At 63.0% G+C, this 16,846-nt stretch carries 16 protein-coding genes; 1 reads left to right on the top strand and 15 read right to left on the bottom strand.

Going from position 1 to position 16,846, the window contains the following annotated elements; genetic code table 11:
• Position 1: 1 nt before the first annotated feature.
• The 14 genes from fabZ to CU669_RS07695 form a co-directional block, all read right to left on the bottom strand.
• The gene (gene fabZ / locus CU669_RS07760; protein ID WP_112143363.1) at positions 2-466 is read right to left on the bottom strand and encodes a 3-hydroxyacyl-ACP dehydratase FabZ; all 465 of its coding nucleotides are present in this window, start codon (positions 464-466) and stop codon (positions 2-4) included.
• 58 nt (positions 467-524) lie between these two features.
• Positions 525-1,544, bottom strand: a complete 1,020-nt coding sequence (gene lpxD, locus CU669_RS07755; protein WP_112143361.1) for a UDP-3-O-(3-hydroxymyristoyl)glucosamine N-acyltransferase — start codon at positions 1,542-1,544, stop codon at positions 525-527.
• Positions 1,545-1,546: 2 nt separating this feature from the next.
• Entirely contained in the window at positions 1,547-2,167 is a 621-nt protein-coding gene (locus tag CU669_RS07750) for an OmpH family outer membrane protein (RefSeq protein WP_239988598.1), read from the bottom strand.
• A 62-nt stretch (positions 2,168-2,229) separates the two neighbouring features.
• Positions 2,230-4,515 carry an outer membrane protein assembly factor BamA gene (gene bamA / locus CU669_RS07745; protein ID WP_112143357.1) on the bottom strand — a complete coding sequence of 762 codons (2,286 nt, stop codon included), beginning with the start codon at positions 4,513-4,515 and terminating at the stop codon, positions 2,230-2,232.
• Between the two features lie 44 nt (positions 4,516-4,559).
• Positions 4,560-5,720 (bottom strand): RIP metalloprotease RseP, encoded by a 1,161-nt coding sequence (gene rseP / locus CU669_RS07740; RefSeq protein WP_112143355.1) that lies wholly within the window; start codon positions 5,718-5,720, stop codon positions 4,560-4,562.
• Positions 5,721-5,722: 2 nt separating this feature from the next.
• Positions 5,723-6,886, bottom strand: a complete 1,164-nt coding sequence (locus CU669_RS07735; protein ID WP_112143353.1) for a 1-deoxy-D-xylulose-5-phosphate reductoisomerase — start codon at positions 6,884-6,886, stop codon at positions 5,723-5,725.
• A gap of 163 nt (positions 6,887-7,049) precedes the next feature.
• Positions 7,050-7,835: a phosphatidate cytidylyltransferase gene (locus tag CU669_RS07730; RefSeq protein ID WP_112143351.1), complete on the bottom strand. Its 786-nt coding sequence runs from the start codon at positions 7,833-7,835 to the stop codon at positions 7,050-7,052.
• 7 nt (positions 7,836-7,842) lie between these two features.
• The gene (locus CU669_RS07725; protein WP_112143349.1) at positions 7,843-8,574 is read right to left on the bottom strand and encodes an isoprenyl transferase; all 732 of its coding nucleotides are present in this window, start codon (positions 8,572-8,574) and stop codon (positions 7,843-7,845) included.
• An 8-nt stretch (positions 8,575-8,582) separates the two neighbouring features.
• Positions 8,583-9,155: a ribosome recycling factor gene (gene frr, locus CU669_RS07720; protein WP_112143666.1), complete on the bottom strand. Its 573-nt coding sequence runs from the start codon at positions 9,153-9,155 to the stop codon at positions 8,583-8,585.
• 15 nt (positions 9,156-9,170) lie between these two features.
• Positions 9,171-9,893, bottom strand: coding sequence for a UMP kinase (pyrH, locus tag CU669_RS07715; protein ID WP_112143347.1), 723 nt, complete (start codon positions 9,891-9,893; stop codon positions 9,171-9,173).
• A gap of 166 nt (positions 9,894-10,059) precedes the next feature.
• Entirely contained in the window at positions 10,060-10,986 is a 927-nt protein-coding gene (gene tsf, locus CU669_RS07710) for a translation elongation factor Ts (RefSeq protein ID WP_112143345.1), read from the bottom strand.
• Between the two features lie 201 nt (positions 10,987-11,187).
• Complete coding sequence (gene rpsB / locus CU669_RS07705; protein WP_112143343.1) at positions 11,188-11,985, bottom strand: 30S ribosomal protein S2; 798 nt, start codon at positions 11,983-11,985, stop codon at positions 11,188-11,190.
• Positions 11,986-12,144: 159 nt separating this feature from the next.
• Entirely contained in the window at positions 12,145-12,921 is a 777-nt protein-coding gene (mepA, locus tag CU669_RS07700) for a penicillin-insensitive murein endopeptidase (protein WP_239988597.1), read from the bottom strand.
• On the bottom strand, positions 12,918-14,060 hold the full coding sequence (locus tag CU669_RS07695; protein WP_239988596.1) for an HD-GYP domain-containing protein: 1,143 nt from the start codon (positions 14,058-14,060) through the stop codon (positions 12,918-12,920). Before CU669_RS07695 ends, mepA begins: the two co-directional genes overlap by 4 nt.
• 233 nt (positions 14,061-14,293) lie before the next feature.
• On the opposite strand from CU669_RS07695, the gene CU669_RS07690 reads away from it, so the two are divergent.
• Entirely contained in the window at positions 14,294-15,529 is a 1,236-nt protein-coding gene (locus CU669_RS07690) for a GGDEF domain-containing protein (protein WP_112143341.1), read from the top strand.
• A gap of 102 nt (positions 15,530-15,631) precedes the next feature.
• Here CU669_RS07690 and CU669_RS07685 read toward each other — a convergent pair whose 3' ends face one another.
• Entirely contained in the window at positions 15,632-16,825 is a 1,194-nt protein-coding gene (locus tag CU669_RS07685) for a pyridoxal-phosphate-dependent aminotransferase family protein (RefSeq protein ID WP_112143339.1), read from the bottom strand.
• Between the last annotated feature and the right edge of the window lie 21 nt (positions 16,826-16,846).

Here is a 16,846-nt window from a genome sequence, read left to right as displayed (position 1 = left end):
CCTATTCGTCCAAAATCATGGCGGCATAGGTCGCCTCGGCGACAAGGACGCCGTCGACCTTGGCTTCGCCGCGGAATTTCCACACATTGCCGCGACTGCGCTCCTTGTGCACATGGATGTGCAACTGGTCGCCCGGTCCCACCGGCTTGCGGAAACGGCAGTTCTCCACCGACATGAAATAGACCAGCTTGCCCTCGGCCGATTGCCCCAAGGTTTCCACCACCAGGACGGCGGCGGTCTGGGCCATGGATTCGATGATCAGCACGCCGGGAAACACCGGACGCGAGGGAAAGTGGCCCTGAAAGAACGGCTCGTTGATGGTCACGTTCTTGATGCCGACCGCGCTTTCGTTGGCCACCACATCGACCACCCGATCCACCATGAGGAATGGATAGCGATGCGGAATCATCTGGATGATCCGGTTGATGTCGATGACCTTGCCTTGGTCGGAGGTGGCGTTGTCCATATGACGATCCTGTACTTTGATCTCAAGGTGTCGGGCGAGGCTTCCCCCGCCGCTCTGTTCAGGTCTTCTTGCGGCCCATCTTGGCCAAAAGCGCGCTTTGGCGCAGCCAGTCCGCCATGGGCACCGCCGGAGCGCCACCGACGGTTTCGCCCGGCGGGATGTCGCGCATGACGCCGGCCTGGGCGGCGATGCGGGCGCCCGCGCCGATCTTCAGATGGCCGGTGATTCCCGCCTGTCCACCGGCAGCGGCGAAATCGCCCAACCGGGTCGATCCCGAGATGCCCACTTGAGCCACGATCACGCAACCGCGTCCCAATTGGACGTTGTGCCCAATTTGGACCAGATTGTCTATCATGCAGCCGTCGCCGATGACGGTATCCGGTCCTGCGCCACGGTCGATGGTGGTGTTCGCGCCGATCTCGACGCCATTGCCGATGACCACGCGACCCAACTGCGGCACCTTCAGGTGACCTTCCGCGCCCATGGCGAAGCCGAAGCCGTCCTGGCCGATGCGGGCGCCGGGATAGATGTTGACCCTGCGTCCCACCAAGGCATGGGAAATGGTGGCGTTGGCGCCGAGAATGCAGTCCTCGCCCAAGACGACCCCTGGCCCGATCACCACATTGGCGCCAATCCGGCAGCGATCGCCGATTTCGGCACCGGCGCCAATCACCGCACCCGGCTCGACGCGACATCCCTGTCCCAGCTTGGCCGAGGCATCGACCCAAGCGGTCGGCGCGATCCAAGCCTCGGGCGCCACGGACGGATAAAAAGCCTGGGCGATACGGGCATAGGCCCGATAGGGATCAGAGGACAGCAGCAGCGCCATGCCGGGCGGCGCCTTATCCGCCATCTCCGGCGCGACCACGCACAGGCCGGCCCGGCTCGCCTGGAAAGCGGCGACATACTTCTTGTTATCCAGGAAGGAGACCTCGCCCGGCCCAGCGACCTCGAGCGGCGCCACATCCTGATAGGAAGCAGCCTGGTCGGCGCCATCCGATGGCGTCGCCTTGGAAATTTCCGCGAGAGCGGCAAGGGTGAACGGTCCCGCGACCGTGAAAAATCTTGGATCGGCCATGCTTACTTCTTACCTGGTTTTGCAGTGCTCTGAGACGGCAGCCCCGGCTCGTCAACCACTGGCGCGGGAAAGTTGACAGACGGTAGCTTGTGATTGAGCCGTTCGATCACCAGAGAGGTCACGTCCATGCTGGGTTCATGCAGCACGACCTGCTGCTTCGGAACCACCAGATTCGCGCCCATCTCACTGGCGACTTCGCCCGTGATGGTCAGGATCGCATTCATCAACTCGGCGGCCGCGGTCTCGGTGGATTTCTCCAGCGCCCGCACCGCAACCTGGGTTCGGCGCTGAAAAGCGACCACTTGCTGTTCCAGCGCCTTGGCCTTCTGATCATAGGCTTCCTGGGCAACGGTTCCCTTTTGCTTGGCCAATTCCTGATCGGCGGACTGCAACTGCAGACGCGCCGCATTGAAATCCGATTGAAAATTCTGCTGGTACTTATCGCGCTGGCTCATCAGCGCCTTACCGGCCAGGGAATCCCGCTGAATTTGGGGCACATCGACGATGATCACCACCACCGGCGGCACCGCACGTTTTTGCGCGAAGGCGTCCGGGCCGATAAACGCAGCCGCCAAGAATACGGTCACGACCGCGATCTGCCTAGCGAGGGAGCGGAGTGTCATTCCTGGTTCATCCATACCGATTAGGCGTGGCTGGCACGGCCATTCCAATGATGTGCGCTTGACTAGAACTTCGTTCCCAAATTGAACTTGAACATTTCGGTCTTGTCGAAGCTTTCCTTCATGAGCGGAAAGCCAAGATCCACGGAAACCGGGCCCATGGGCGATTTCCATGAAGCGCCGAAACCGACGGAGGCTCGCAGGGAGCTCGCCTGATCGACACCGCTTGCATTGGCCACATCGGTCGGCCCGACGGCACCGACATCGGTGAACACCTCGCCCAGCACACCAAACTCCTCGGGCAAACCGATGGGGAACTTGACCTGAGCCGAACCCGTGGTCATCCAGACACCGCCAATGGCATCACCGGTATTCTTATCACGGGGGCTGACACCACCGGTCGCGAAGCCACGCAAGCTGTCGCCGCCGGCATACACGCGGTCGGTGATGCGCACGCGCTCGCCAAGCCCGTAAACATAGCTGCCAGAACCGGTCAGCCCCAGAACGATGCGTTCGGCCAAGGTGTAGTATTGCCCAGCCTGGGCACCGCCACGAAGGAAGTGGACGGTACCGCCAAGGCCCGCGAATTCCGTCGAGCCACGAACGAAATAGCCTTCGGTGGGCTCGATTCGGCTGTCGCGCCGATCATAGGTCAGCATCTGGAACACCGACGAGGTCACACTGGTCCCGATCTGATCGATGACATAGATGGATGTCGAGTTGACACCTTTAACCTCGTCGCGCTTCAGCGTGTATTTCCAGTCCTGACGCATATTGTCGGTCAGCATGTAACCGATGCGAAGGTCGCCACCCAAGGATATGGAGTTGTAGGAACTTTGCTGCTGGAGCGTCCGATCGATGGCAAAGACATCGAAGCCCGCGGCCAGTTCGCGATCCAGGAAATACGGTTCGGTGAAGGACAAATCCACGGACGTCCGGCGCAGGCCGATCATGCCGCTCAGGCGTAGATCCTGTCCGCGTCCAAGCAGATTGCGTTCACGGATCGCGGCTTCCATCATGGGACCGATCTGGCTGGACCAGCCGACACCGAAGGTCAATTCGCCGGTGGACTTCTCCTGGACATCCACCTTGATGATGGTGCGGTCCGGAGCCGTTTCCGACGGCACATTGGTGACTTCGGCCTTTTCAAAGAAATTAAGATCCTTCAACCGCTGCCGCGACCGGCGCAGTTTGGCGGAATTGAAGGCGTCGCCCTCCACCAGCCGGAATTCGCGGCGGATGACCTTGTCCAGGGTGCGGACATTGCCCGTAATGTCGATACGTTCGACGAAGACCCGCGGGCCTTCCTGAATTTCATAGGTGACATCGACGATCTTGGTCTCGCGGTTGCGATTGACCTGCGGCTTGATGTCGACGAAGGCATAGCCCTTGGTTCCCACTGCGTCAGTCAGCTTCTGGACGATGTCTTCCACCTGATCGGCGTTATACCAATCGCCCGGTTCACTCACCACCAATGGCTTGAGTTCCTCGGTCTTGAGATCCTTCAGGCTGGCCGAAATCGTCGAATCGCCGAAGCGATAACGCTCACCTTCGTCGATGGTATAGGTGATGAAGAAGCCTTCCCGATTGGGCGTCAATTCGGCGATGGCGGACCCCACCCGGAAATCGGCGAAGCCGCGCTTCAGATAGAAGCGGCGAAGCAGTTCGCGATCATAGGTGACGCGGTCTGGATCGTAGGTGTCGTCGGAGGACAGGAAGCGATACCAGCGCTCTTCCTTGGTTTGAAGCACTTCGCGCAGCCGATCCTCGTCATAGCGATGATTGCCGACGAAGGAGATGCGCCGCACATAGGTGGGCTGGCCTTCGCTGATCTCATAGACCAGATCGACGCGGTTCTGCTCCAACTGAATGAGCTTGGGCTCGACGGTGGCGGCAAAGCGCCCGCTGCGGCGATAAAGCTCGAGGATGCGCTTGACGTCCGTCTGCACCTTGGTCCGGGTATAGACCGTGCGCGGGCGCAGCTGCACCTCGGTATTCAGTTGCTCGTCCTTGATGCGCCGATTGCCCTCGAAGGCGATGCGGTTGATGATGGGGTTTTCCACCAGCCGGACCACCAGCTGATCGCCCTCGCGACGAATGGCCACGTCGGCGAAAAGGCCGGTGTTGAACAGCGCCTTCAACGACCGATTGACACGGTCGGCGTCGTAGACATCGCCCTCGGTGATGGCCATGTAGGACTTGACGGTCTCGATCTCGATGCGCTGGGTGCCCTGGATCGAAATGGAGCGGATGCGACCGCCCTCCTGGGCTCCGGCAGGAGCTCCGACAGCCAGCAGGGTGACCATGATAACGGCCCCAACCAGCAGACCGGTCCACCGCAAGAAACCCATCGAAGCCCCCCTTCGAGTCCGCAGCGCCGAATCGCGGACTCGGGTCACGAAAACAGCCGTTTCACCACTTCCCAAATCGGTAACGAGACGATGTCGTTTCTCGTGGCGAATACCATCAAGGCCAATACCAGAAACAGCCCGATTCGGAAACCATATTCTTGCGCCCGCTCACCGAGTGGACGGCCAAGGATGGCTTCAAAAGCGTAAAAGAGAAGATGCCCGCCGTCTAGGACTGGAATTGGGAAAAGATTGATCAGACCAAGATTCAGCGACAGCAAGATTGTATAGAACACCACGCTGGCCATTCCCAATTGCGCGGCTTCGGCCGCCCCCTTGGCAATCCTGATGGGGCCACCCAATTCGTCGGTATCGCGGGTGCCATTGATCATCTGGCCGATGCCGATGAAGGTCGAGCGCACCATGCCTTCGGTCTCGCGCAGCGATTCCGCCATGGCGGAGATGGGACCGTGATTGATGACCGTGGTCTTGGTGGAATCGGCGGTGATGCCCAGGACCGGCACCTTCTCCATGTCGCCGAACACGCCCTTGCGCTGGATGACGCGGGGTTTGGCGGTAATGGACAGCGTCGCGCCCGCGCGCAAGACCGCCAGGTCAAGCGGATGCTCGATCTCGATGCGAACGATGCGCTGAATGTCTTGGAATCGCTCGACGCCCGCGCCGTTGATGGCGGTGATGCGGTCGCCCGCCTTCAAACCGGCGGCATCGGCCGCTGAACCGGGATTGACCATGCCGACCACCGGTTCGGTGACCTGTTGACCCAACAACATGAACATGGCCGCCAAACCGATGATGGCGAAGATGAAGTTGGCGGCGGGACCGGCGAACACCACGGCGGCGCGCTGGCCGACGCGCTTGTGCTGGAACGCCACCGCCTTTTCCTCGTCCGTCATCTCGCGGTCGTCGGGAAGGGCGGACGCGGCGTCGGCGTCACCGAAGAATTTCACATAGCCACCCAGCGGCACCGCGCTGAACTTCCATCTTGTCCCGGTGGACGGATCGGTCCAGCCCCAGATCTCGGGGCCGAAGCCGATGGAAAAGACGTCCACCCGGATTCCATTCCAGCGGGCCACCAGGAAATGGCCCATCTCGTGGATGAACACCACCACCGTCAGGATGGCCAGGAAAATGATCACGTAATACCAAACGCCGTGGATGACGCTATTGAGCAGCGTGGGTAAATCCATGATCAGGCCTTGTCCTCGATCAGACCCGAGGCGAAGGCGCGGGCCTCGGCATCCTTGGCCAGTACGTCGTCAATGGAGTTGATCTCTTCGTGGGGGACGCGCTCCAGGGTCTTTTCCACCACGCGGGCGATGTCGAGGAAGCCGATCTTGCGACCCAGGAAGGCCGCCACGGCCACTTCGTTGGCGGCATTCATCACCGCCGCCGCCGAACCGCCCGCCCGCAACGACTCACGCGCCAGACGCAGCGACGGAAAGCGCACGGGATCGGGCTGCTCGAAGGTCAGGGTGGCGATGGCGGCCAGATCCAGCTTGGGCGCCGGGGCCTCGATGCGGTTGGGCCAGCCCAGGGCATAGGCGATGGGCGTACGCATGTCGGGCGAGCCCAACTGAGCCAGAACCGAGCCATCCACATAGGCCACCAGCGAATGAATTACCGACTGGGGATGGACGACGATATCGATCTTGTCTTCGGGCATGTCGAACAGGTGATGGGCCTCGATCAGTTCCAGCCCCTTGTTGAACATGGACGCGGAATCCACCGAGATCTTGGCGCCCATGGACCAGTTGGGATGGGCCACCGCCTGTTCCGGCGTCACATCGGCCATGAACTCGCGGCTTTTGGTGCGGAACGGGCCGCCCGAGGCGGTCAGGATGATCTTCTCGATCTTGTCGTGCTGGTCGAACTCGAACACCTGGAAGATGGCGGAGTGCTCGGAATCCACCGGCAGCAAGGTGGCCTTGTGCTTTTGCACCTCGGCCATCATCAACTGACCGGCGCAGACGAGACATTCCTTGTTGGCCAGCCCGACCACGGCGCCACGGCGCACGGCGGCCAAGGTGGGGGCCAGACCGGCGGCGCCGACGATGGCGGCCATGACCCAGTCGGCCGGCAACTCGGCGGCGGCGACGACGGATCGGGCGCCAGCGGCGGCCTCGATGCCACTACCGGCCAGCGCTTCCTTCAAGGCCGGATAAGCCGCCTCGTCGGCGACAACGGCCAGCTTGGCCTTCAGGCGGCGGGCCTGATCGGCCAGGATGTCCACCCGTGAATTGGCCACCAGCGCCTCGACCCGGTACAGATCGGGCCGCGCCTCGATCAATTCCACCGTGTTGCACCCGATCGACCCGGTCGATCCCAGAATGGTGACGCCCCGCCTTGCGCTCATCGCATTTCCTCTATCTTGACGGCGATCCACTCCCGTGGCTCGCCTGCCGTCCCTCAATCACCGGGCGGGATTCTCTGAATCCCTTGGCTCCCGCGCCATGTGGCGCTGCCTAAGCCTCGCCCGCAACTTCTCTCCAATGAACATGTTCATTGGCTCGTCAACCTTACCAGGCCAAAACCGACTGGCCGCTCGCCAAGGTCATGGCCGCCACCACAAAGGCGGCGGACAACAGGCCGTCGACGCGATCAAGCACGCCGCCATGGCCAGGAATGATAGAGCTCGAATCCTTGACGCCGCAACGGCGCTTGACCCAGGACTCGAACAAGTCGCCGACCTGAGCCACCACCGCCCCCAGCGCGCTGAGAAGCGCCACGGTAAAGACGGCGGGTAGCCCGAACACGGCCGCCACTCCAAGACCGACCAGGGCGGAACAGATCATGCCGCCCACCAGGCCCGCCCAAGTCTTCTTAGGGCTGACAGCGGGCAATAGCAACGGTCCGCCGATCATCCGCCCGAAGGCGTAGGCGCCGATATCCGTCGCCCATACCATCAGCAAGAGCCACCATACCACGGCGGCACCCATGGCGGGGTCTTCGCGGAGCCAAACCAGCGCCACCGACGGCAATCCCACATAGAGCGCGCCAAGCCCGGCCCAAAGGCGCCCATCTTGTTCAGGCTTGGCCAGCAAGGCCGCCATGGCCGCGCATATTGCCACCATCACCACGGCGGCATGCGGCTGGCTTACAGCCAACAGCGCCGCCAGGAAGCAGGCGACGGCGGCCAAACGCCCGGAAGGGCCGAAGCCCTTGGTCAGCATGCCATGCCATTCCCAGCACATCAGCGCGGCGGCCACGGCCACCAGCACCGCGAAGGCATAGCCCCCCATCCAGGCCGCCAGCAAGGCGGGCGGCGCCATGACCACGGCGGAAATGACGCGAGTTTTCAGCACGCTATGATCACCGGGTGGCTCCGTAGCGGCGGTCGCGGCCGTGGAACTCCTGGATGGCGCTTTCCAATTCCGCGCGCCCGAACTCGGGCCACAGGGTTTCGATGAACACCAGTTCGGCGTAAGCGCCCTGCCACAATAGGAAATTGCTGATGCGCTTCTCGCCGCTGGTGCGGATGATCAGGTCGGGATCAGGAATGCCAGCGGTGAAGAGGCGGCTCCCGACCACGTCCTCATCGATGGCATCCGGAGAGAGCCGTCCCGCCGCCACATCCGCCGCTACCCGACGCGCGGCTTCCACCATCTCCTGACGTCCACCGTAGGACAGCGCCAACACCAGGGTCAGTGCGGAGTTGGCGGCGGTCTTGGCTTCGGCATCCTCGATCAGCCGGACGATGTCCGGCCCCAGGCGTTCGCGGTCGCCGATCACCTTGAGGCGGATGCCGTTCTTATGCAGATGATTGACCTCGTTGCGAAGATAAAGGCGCAACAGTCCCATCAGGTCGGTGACTTCGCCCGCCGGACGCTTCCAGTTCTCCGACGAGAAGCCATACAAGGTCAGATAGGAAACCCCCATCTCGCGCGCCGCCTCGACGGTGCGGCGCACCGATTCGGCGCCCCGCTTGTGACCGGCGGTGCGGGGCAGCCCACGCGCCTTGGCCCAGCGTCCATTGCCATCCATGATGATGGCGATATGGGCGGGCGGCGGCGGCGGCGCGGCGTGAGACGGTACGGGTTCCATCCTGCCTTCTAGACCTGCATGATTTCTTTTTCTTTGTGAGCCAGATGCTCGTCGATCTTCTTGATGATGTCGTCGGTGATCTGCTGGATCTCTTTTTCGTGCTTCTTGATCTCGTCCTCGGAGATGTGGCCGTCCTTTTCCATCTTCTTCAAGGAGTCCATGCCGTCGCGCCGCACATTGCGCACCGAGACACGGGCCTGTTCCGAGTACTTACCGGCCACCTTCTGCAATTCCTTGCGGCGCTCCTCGTTCAGCGCGGGAATCGGCACCCGGATCATCTGGCCGTCGGCTTGGGGATTAAGCCCGAGACCGGCATTGGCGATGGCCTTTTCGACCGCCTTCACCTGGCTCTTGTCCCACACCTGCACGGTCAACATGCGCGGCTCTGGCACGCCGACGGTGCCGCATTGGGACAGCGGCATGGTCTGGCCATAGGCCTCGACCACCACCGGGTCCAACAGATTGACGGAGGCACGGCCGGAGCGCAGGCCGGAGAATTCCTTCTTCAGCACCTCTAAGGCACTGTCCATGCGGCGGGTGACGTCCTTCTTGAGGTCACCCCAGTTGGTCGGAGCGGACACGATCAACTCCCCTTTTTAGTCGTTGCTGATGATGGTGAACAATCCCTGGCCCGACACCACCTCGGCGAAAGCCCCCGGACGGTGCAGGTCGAACACCACGATGGGAACCTTGTTCTCGCGGCACAGCGCGATGGCCGAGGTGTCCATGACGGCGAGATCACGGGCGATGACGTCGTTGAAGGTCAGATGGTCGTAGCGCACCGCATCCTTGACCTTCTTCGGATCGGCGGAATAGACGCCGTCCACCTGGGTCGCCTTCAGCAGGGCGCCACAGCCCATTTCCACTGCGCGCAGCGCGGCGGCGGTATCGGTGGTGAAGAACGGATTGCCGGTCCCGGCGGCGAAGATCACCACCCTGCCCTTTTCCAGATGGCGGATGGCGCGGCGACGGATGAAGGCCTCGCACACCGTCGGCATGACGATGGCGGACTGCACCCGGGTCTCGCAGCCGACCCGTTCCAGGGCGTTCTGGACCGACAAAGCGTTGATGACGGTGGCCAGCATGCCCATGTTGTCCGCCGCGGCGCGCTCCATCCCGCTGGAAGCGCCGGAGACGCCACGGAAGATGTTGCCGCCGCCGATGACGACGCAGACCTCGACGCCGAGGTCACGGACCGACTTAACCTCGCGGGCGATGCGTTCCACCGTGGCGGGATCGAGACCGTATTCACGGGTTCCCATCAGGCCTTCGCCGGAAATCTTGAGGAGAACGCGGCGGAATTTGGCGACGTGAGCCATGGGCTCCCTCAGGTCTGGTGATGGCGGTGCTGTTCCGTGCCGATGTTTCACGGCCCGAGCGGCGGCGATCATACACCATTCCGCCCGCCTGTCGCGCCCCTTGTGGGGGGTAAAAAGCAAAGGGCCGCCCGCCGAGACGGCGAGCGGCCCCTGACCCTGTCGTCGATCAGCGGCCCAGCTGGGCGGCCACCTCGGCGGCGAAGTCCTTCTCTTCCTTCTCGATTCCTTCGCCCAGGGCGAAACGGGCGAAACCGGCCAGCTTGATCGGCGCGCCGATTTCCTTGCCGACGGTATCGAGCACCTTGGAGATCTTGTTCTCCTGATCGATGACGAAGATCTGCTCGCTCAGGCAGACTTCCTCGTAGTACTTGCGGATGCGGCCTTCCACCATCTTCTCGATGACGGCGGGGGGCTTGCCGGAAGCCTGGGCCTGCTCGGTCAGAACGGCCTTCTCGCGCTCCAGGGCGGCGGTGTCCACCTGGGTGGGATTAAGGAACAGCGGATTGGCGGCCGCCACATGCATGGCGATCTGCTTGCCCAGTTCGGCCAGACGGGCCTGATCGCCGGTGGATTCCAGCGCCACCAGGCAGCCGATCTTGCCCAGGCCCGCCGCGATGGACGAGTGGACATAGGAGGCGACGACGCCGTTGGGCACTTCCAGGCGAACGGCGCGGCGGAAGTTCATGTTCTCGCCGATGGTGGCGATCAGGGCGGTCAGCTGGTCGGCCACCGACTTGCCCGCGCCGGGGCATTCGGCGGATTTGATGGCCTCGGCATCGCTGCCCTTGGTCAGCGCCACGGTGGCGACGGCGGCGACGAAGCCCTGGAACTGCTCGTTGCGGGCGACGAAATCGGTCTCGGCATTGACTTCGACGGCGACACCCTTGGTGCCTGCGGTGGCGACGGCCACCAGACCCTCGGCGGCGACGCGGCCGGCCTTCTTGGCGGCGGCGGCAAGGCCCTTGGTGCGCAGCCAGTCGATGGCGGCTTCGATGTCGCCAGCGGTCTCGCCCAGCGCCTTCTTGCAATCCATCATGCCTGCGCCAGTCTTCTCGCGCAGTTCCTTGACCAGCGAAGCGGTAATCTCGGCCATTGGTCTTCCTCTCTCGGACTTGGGCTCGCGTGTCGAGCCCTTGGAAACAGTGGTATTGTCAAACCGGTGAACGCCTCGTTCGCCGGTTTGTAGCCGCCATCGAGGCGGCGGCCAAGCGCCCGAACGGGCGCGCCCGGCGAGGGGCAATCAAGTGAATGGCGGCGATGGTGTGTCGCCGCCATTCTTCTTCACAAGAACGGCTTAGACCGAAGCGGCGGGTGCCTCTTCGGCGGCGGCCTCGACAACCTCGGGGATCTGCTCGACCGGGGCTTCGGCGGCCGCGCCGACGTCGCCGCCGCTGCGGGTGATCTCGGCGGAGATGCCGTCCAGCACGGAGCCGGCCATCAGATCGCAATAGGTCTGGATGGCGCGGATGGCGTCGTCATTGCCGGGCACCGGATAGGTGATGCCGGCCGGATCGGAATTGGAGTCGATGATCGCCACCACCGGAATGCCCAGCTTGTTGGCTTCCTGAACCGCCAGCTGTTCCTTGTTGGTGTCGATGATGAACAGGATGTCGGGCAGGCCGCCCATCTCCTTGATGCCGCCCAGGGCGCGCTCGAGCTTGTCGCGCTCGCGCTGCAGGACCAGCTGTTCCTTCTTGGTCAGGCCGGCCAGGGCGCCGGAGAGCAGCTGCTCGTCCAGCTCGCGCAGCCGCTTGATGGAGTTGGAGATGGTCTTCCAGTTGGTCAGCATGCCGCCGAGCCAGCGGTGGTTGACGAAGTACTGGCCGCAACGGCGAGCGCTTTCGGCAACGATGGACGACGCCTGATGCTTGGTGCCGACGAACAGAACGCGGCCGCCGCCTGCGGTCACGTCGCGCACGGCCTGCATGGCACGGTGCAGCATGGGCACGCTCTGCTGCAGGTCGATGATGTGGATGCCATTGCGGATGCCGAAGAGGTACGACGACATCTTCGGGTTCCAGCGGCGGGTGTTGTGACCGAAATGGACGCCGGCTTCGACGAGCTGACGCATAGAGAACGTGGGCAGAGCCATCGGAAAAATCCTTTGCTTCTCCGGTTGAACCTCCGCGGGAGTCGTCAGGCTGGGCCTGACACCGGAGCGAACAGACGACACAGACATGCCGCCGCCGCGATCCCGCGTGTGGATTGGTGGCGGGTTCTTACGCCTTTGCGCGCGAATTTGCAAGCGAAGTTACGGTTTCGTCCCAAGAAGCGCGACACAGGCCTCAGGCATGGGCCGGACCTGGACATGGGGACGTTCCGGCGGTGCCGGGAATGTGGGCTTGGCCATCCAGGAGTCAAGCTCGGCGCCGCAGCCGTCGCCTTCGGGAAACGGCTTCTGGCCCTCGCAGTCGGGACTGTCGGCGGGACAAACCATGCGAACGTGGAAATGTTCATCATGGCCCCACCAGGGCCGCAGCTTGCCCAGCCAATCGCGCTCGCCGTCCTTGGCCCGTCGGCACATGGCCTGCTTGATCACCGGGTTGACGAAGATGCGGTCCACCTCGGGCGTCCGGGCGGCCCGTTCCAGCAGACGCGCCTGCGCCTCGCTCCAATGCTCGGTAACGCCGCCGACCCGCACCATGGGTAACGGCCTTGGAGCGTCCAAATCCGCCTTGGCCAGCGGCCGCGCCGCCAGCCGGAACCAGATATCCACGTCAAGGCCGTTCTGGTGGCTGGCATGGCCAGACGGCATGGGGCCGCCCCTGGCCTGGGCCATGTCGGCGATCAGCAGCGTCCCCTGCCCGTCCGCCGCATTGGCGGCCGCCAGGGATTGAACCAGCCGCACGGTGGCGGGATGCCCCCAAAACCGCTGCCGCGATTGCCGCAGAACCTGATAATCGGCGCTATCCAACGCCAGCGCCTGCCCCCCCCGCAGACAGCCCGCCGCCGGTCCCCCGATGACTTCGGCGGCCAGGGATTGATTGCCCGCGACGGCAAGCATCAGGAAGACGAGCAGCAGCCTCAATCGAACACCGTTTCCTCGAAGCGGGACTGGATCTCGGCGATCTCGGCCTCACATTGAATCAGGGCGGCGACGCAATCGGGATCGAACTTGGTGCCCGATTGGTCCACCAACAGGTCGATGGCGGCCTGATTGCTCCAAGCCTTCTTATACGGCCGGTCGGAGGTCAAGGCGTCGAACACGTCGGCCACAGCGGCGATGCGGGCTTCCAACGGGATTTCGCGGCCTCGCAGCCCATGGGGATAGCCGCTGCCGTCAAGCGCCTCGTGGTGATAGGCGATGACGTTCCGCAAGACGCTGAAATAGGCCATGGACTGCATGCCGAAATCATCGGCCATGAGGTCGATGATTTCGAGCCCCCTGCCCACATGGCCCTTCATGATCTCGTATTCGTGGGGATCGAGCTTGCCCGGCTTGAACAAGATGTTATCGGGAACCGAGATCTTCCCCACATCGTGCAAAGGCGTGAATTGGAAGAGATATTCGATGAACTCGTCGGACAATTGATGGCGATCGGCCAGCTTGATGGCGATCAGCCGGGCGTAGCGCGCCATGCGCGCCAGATGGGCGCCGGTTTCCTCGTCGCGCACCGTTGAGACCTGCCGGATGATCCGAACCGCCGACTGCATCATGCGCACCAGATCCAACTCGCGCATCACCACTTGGGCGATCAGCTCCGCATAGGGCCGCAGCCGGTGCACCACCTGTGGCGTGAAAAAATCCTTCTCCATGGAATTGAGGAAGAGGAATCCGAAGAACCAATCCTTGGAGCGGATGGGCAGGGTGAAACTGGCGCGGTAGCCGAACGACACCAGCCGAGCCGCGTGCTCTTGCCCGGTGGCGGCCACCGCCTCCAGATCGTTGATGACCCGGCGCTCGCCGGTCTCCGCGAGATGCTTCAAGGTTGGGAGATTCGCCAGGGTGGCCGAGGAATGATCCAGCGGGCTGATGCCTTCGCTGGAATGAATGAAGGTCTTCAGGATGTCGGTGCGTTCGTCATACAGGGCGATGGCGACCCGGCTGAGCGCCGCCAGCCCGTCGTCGTCCTTGATATCGCCATGAATGGAGAGAAGCCGTTCCGCCAATCCCTGATGGATGACGGAAAGCGGTTTGGGCGGCATATCGGCGGTCACTCTGTTCATCGGTTGGCACTCAGGCAATCGAATCGCTGAACATACAGCCCAATTTGAGTTAGGTCAAATTTGGTAGGACCAGACCAGTTACATAAGCCAAAGGATTGATAGTCCGATAATCTAGGACTGTTCTAATTTCGGAACCGGGCAATATCCATTGTAAAAAATTGGTAATTTTACTATTTTTCCCGGTCATTGGGGGCGGACTAACATGGTCGGTCTCGGATCGATGGAGCTCGGCGATGAACCAACTCGGACAAATACAACCGGACATCATCTCCGATGACCAGGACCAGCCTAAGGGCTGGCGCTCCTTCGCCTCCCATCTGTTCGCCCCCATCAAGATCACCTGGGGGCAGTTCTTCGACCTGCTGGTGCCGTTGCGCCACTCGCCCCATATCCGCCGCCATGCCGCCTCGGTGATCATTTCCCGCATTCAATTGGTGGCCGCCATTTTCGCGGTGATGGTGCCGCTGTGGTCGATCATCGACTGGTTCGTCTTTCCCTGGCCCGAATGGGCCATGATGACCACCTTGCGCTTGGGCTCGGGCATCATCTTCTTCCTGCTGTCATGGCCGTGGCAGATGACCAAGACCCGCCTCCAGGCCGACGCCATGCTGATGGCCATGCTGCTGGTGCCGCCGGTCTTCTACATTCTGTCCATCGAGATCACCGCCGCCCTGCATGTCACCGGCACCGCCCTGCTGGTCACCAAGCTTTATGCCCTGATGCCCAATATCGTGCTGGCCGGTCTGGCCATCTTCCCGCTGACCGCCTTCGAGGTTCTGGTGTTCTCGGCCCCGGCTTTCTTTTTCGCGGTCCTCGGCCTCGTCATGGGCGGCGAAACGCTGTCGCTTGACCAGCATGGCCCCATGATATGGCTGATGGTGCTGGTGATGGGCGTGGCCATGTTCTCCGGTATGAGCCAGTTGCACTACATCACCGCCCTGGTGAACCGCGCCATGATTGATCCGCTGACCGGCGCCTATACACGGCGGTCCGGCGGCGAGGCGCTGGACTTGCAGTTCAGGCTTGCCGCCATGCGCAACACCGCCTTGTCGGTGGCCTTCTTCGACCTGGACAAGTTCAAGTCCATCAATGACACCTTCGGTCACGAGGAAGGCGACAAGGCGCTTCGCAATCTGGCCGACAAGCTGCGGGAAGGCTTGCGGCGCGGCGATGTGCTGGTGCGCTGGGGCGGCGAGGAATTCGTCGCCATCCTGACCGACACCAACACCGAAGGCGCCAAGATCACCATAGAGCGCCTGCGCGCGGCCGGTTTCGGCGTCCGCCCCGACGGCGCGCCCTTGACCGCCTCCATCGGCGTCGCCGAACGGGGCGACGACAACGCCCATGATTGGCCGCAATTGATCGAGCTGGCCGATCAGCGCATGTACGAGGCCAAGCGGTCGGGCCGCGACCGGGCCATCCTGCCGGGCGATATCAGTCTGGTCTTTGGCGACAAGCCGATTTTCTGAATACCGGAAGCGGGCGAGACGCCCGCGCTCCTTGATTTATGGAGCGCGCGGCCGTCCCGGCCGTCTCGATTTATGGAGTGCGGCCGTCCCGGCCGCATGGTCCTACCCCCGCGCCAGAACCCGCTCCAGCTCCGCCATGCCGGCCGGAAGGTCCACCTTGCCGCCCGAGACGCGCATGGAGGTGCCGAGCGCGTGCAGGGTGCGGAACAGGTTGTGGGTGCGACTTTGCTCGCCCATCTGGCCGATGCGCAGGATGTTGAGACCGAAGGCGCCGGAGATCTCCACCTTGTGGACCTGGCTCATCACATGGCGGACCTTATCGGCGGAAACGCCGTCGGGAACAGTGATGCCGACCACCGAGGGCAGGCGCGACGCGGCCGGGATCAGCAGGTCCAGGCCCATGGCCTCGATGCCGCCCTGCAGGGCCGCCGAACAGACGGCATGGCGGCGGAAGCGGTTGGGCAGGGTCTCGTCGCAGATCAGCCGCAGCGCCTCGTGCAGGGCCAGGATGCCCGAGACCGGCGCCGTGTAGTGATAGGCGTGCTTGTTCCAGAAATTATCGGCCAGCCGGGCGTCCAGGCACCAATGGGCCATGGGGGCGTTGCGCTTCTCGATATGGCGCCACGCATCCTCGGAAAAAGCGATCAGCGACACGCCGGGAATGGAGGACAGGCCTTTCTGGCCACCGGTGATGATGGCATCGACGCCCCATCCGTCCATTTCCATTTCCATGGTGGACAGGGTGCAGACGGCATCGACGATGTTGAGACAGCCGTATTGCTTGCCCAGCCGACAGATCTCCACCAGATCGCGGTTCCACACCGTATTGGAGGTCTCGCCCTGGACCACGGTCAGCACGCTGAAGCCGCCCGCCTTGAGGAGCGCTTCCACCTGGGCGGGGCTGGCGCTCTGCTTCTCGGCCACATCGAAGCGGATCACCTCGCCGCCCACGCGCCCGGCCATCTCGGCCAGTCGCGAACTGAACAGCCCGTTGCAAATGGACAGCACCTTGGCGCCCGGCTCCACCAGATTGGCGATGGCCATTTCCATGGCGGCCGAGGCCGGACCGGCGACGCCCATCACATGGCCGGATTCGGTCTGGAAGACGTAGCGGCCCATGGTCTTCACCTGCTCCACCACCCGGTTCATGGTGTCGCCCAGGTGATTGATGACCAGGGAATTGGCGAAAGCCACCTTGGCCGGAATCGGCACCGGACCGGCCCCCATCATCAACAGGGGCTCGTCGGGAAGGATTTCGTCGAGGGACACGACCGAGGGAGGCTGAGGGTATTTCATGGTGGTTCCTAAGAAAACAGG

The sequence above is a fragment of the Paramagnetospirillum kuznetsovii genome, from assembly GCF_003284725.1.
Lineage (GTDB): Bacteria > Pseudomonadota > Alphaproteobacteria > Rhodospirillales > Magnetospirillaceae > Phaeospirillum > Phaeospirillum kuznetsovii.
This window is presented reverse-complemented; position numbering and strand designations above follow the sequence as displayed.

What these genes read in the sequence shown, in the direction of transcription:
- fabZ (WP_112143363.1), bottom strand. Translation starts at nt 466, where the DNA reads ATGGACAACGCCACCTCCGACCAAGGCAAGGTCATCGACATCAACCGG.
- lpxD (WP_112143361.1), bottom strand. Translation starts at nt 1,544, where the DNA reads ATGGCCGATCCAAGATTTTTCACGGTCGCGGGACCGTTCACCCTTGCC.
- CU669_RS07750 (WP_239988598.1), bottom strand. Translation starts at nt 2,167, where the DNA reads ATGACACTCCGCTCCCTCGCTAGGCAGATCGCGGTCGTGACCGTATTC.
- bamA (WP_112143357.1), bottom strand. Translation starts at nt 4,515, where the DNA reads ATGGGTTTCTTGCGGTGGACCGGTCTGCTGGTTGGGGCCGTTATCATG.
- rseP (WP_112143355.1), bottom strand. Translation starts at nt 5,720, where the DNA reads ATGGATTTACCCACGCTGCTCAATAGCGTCATCCACGGCGTTTGGTAT.
- CU669_RS07735 (WP_112143353.1), bottom strand. Translation starts at nt 6,886, where the DNA reads ATGAGCGCAAGGCGGGGCGTCACCATTCTGGGATCGACCGGGTCGATC.
- CU669_RS07725 (WP_112143349.1), bottom strand. Translation starts at nt 8,574, where the DNA reads ATGGAACCCGTACCGTCTCACGCCGCGCCGCCGCCGCCGCCCGCCCAT.
- pyrH (WP_112143347.1), bottom strand. Translation starts at nt 9,893, where the DNA reads ATGGCTCACGTCGCCAAATTCCGCCGCGTTCTCCTCAAGATTTCCGGC.
- tsf (WP_112143345.1), bottom strand. Translation starts at nt 10,986, where the DNA reads ATGGCCGAGATTACCGCTTCGCTGGTCAAGGAACTGCGCGAGAAGACT.
- rpsB (WP_112143343.1), bottom strand. Translation starts at nt 11,985, where the DNA reads ATGGCTCTGCCCACGTTCTCTATGCGTCAGCTCGTCGAAGCCGGCGTC.
- CU669_RS07695 (WP_239988596.1), bottom strand. Translation starts at nt 14,060, where the DNA reads ATGAACAGAGTGACCGCCGATATGCCGCCCAAACCGCTTTCCGTCATC.
- CU669_RS07690 (WP_112143341.1), top strand. Translation starts at nt 14,294, where the DNA reads ATGAACCAACTCGGACAAATACAACCGGACATCATCTCCGATGACCAG.
- CU669_RS07685 (WP_112143339.1), bottom strand. Translation starts at nt 16,825, where the DNA reads ATGAAATACCCTCAGCCTCCCTCGGTCGTGTCCCTCGACGAAATCCTT.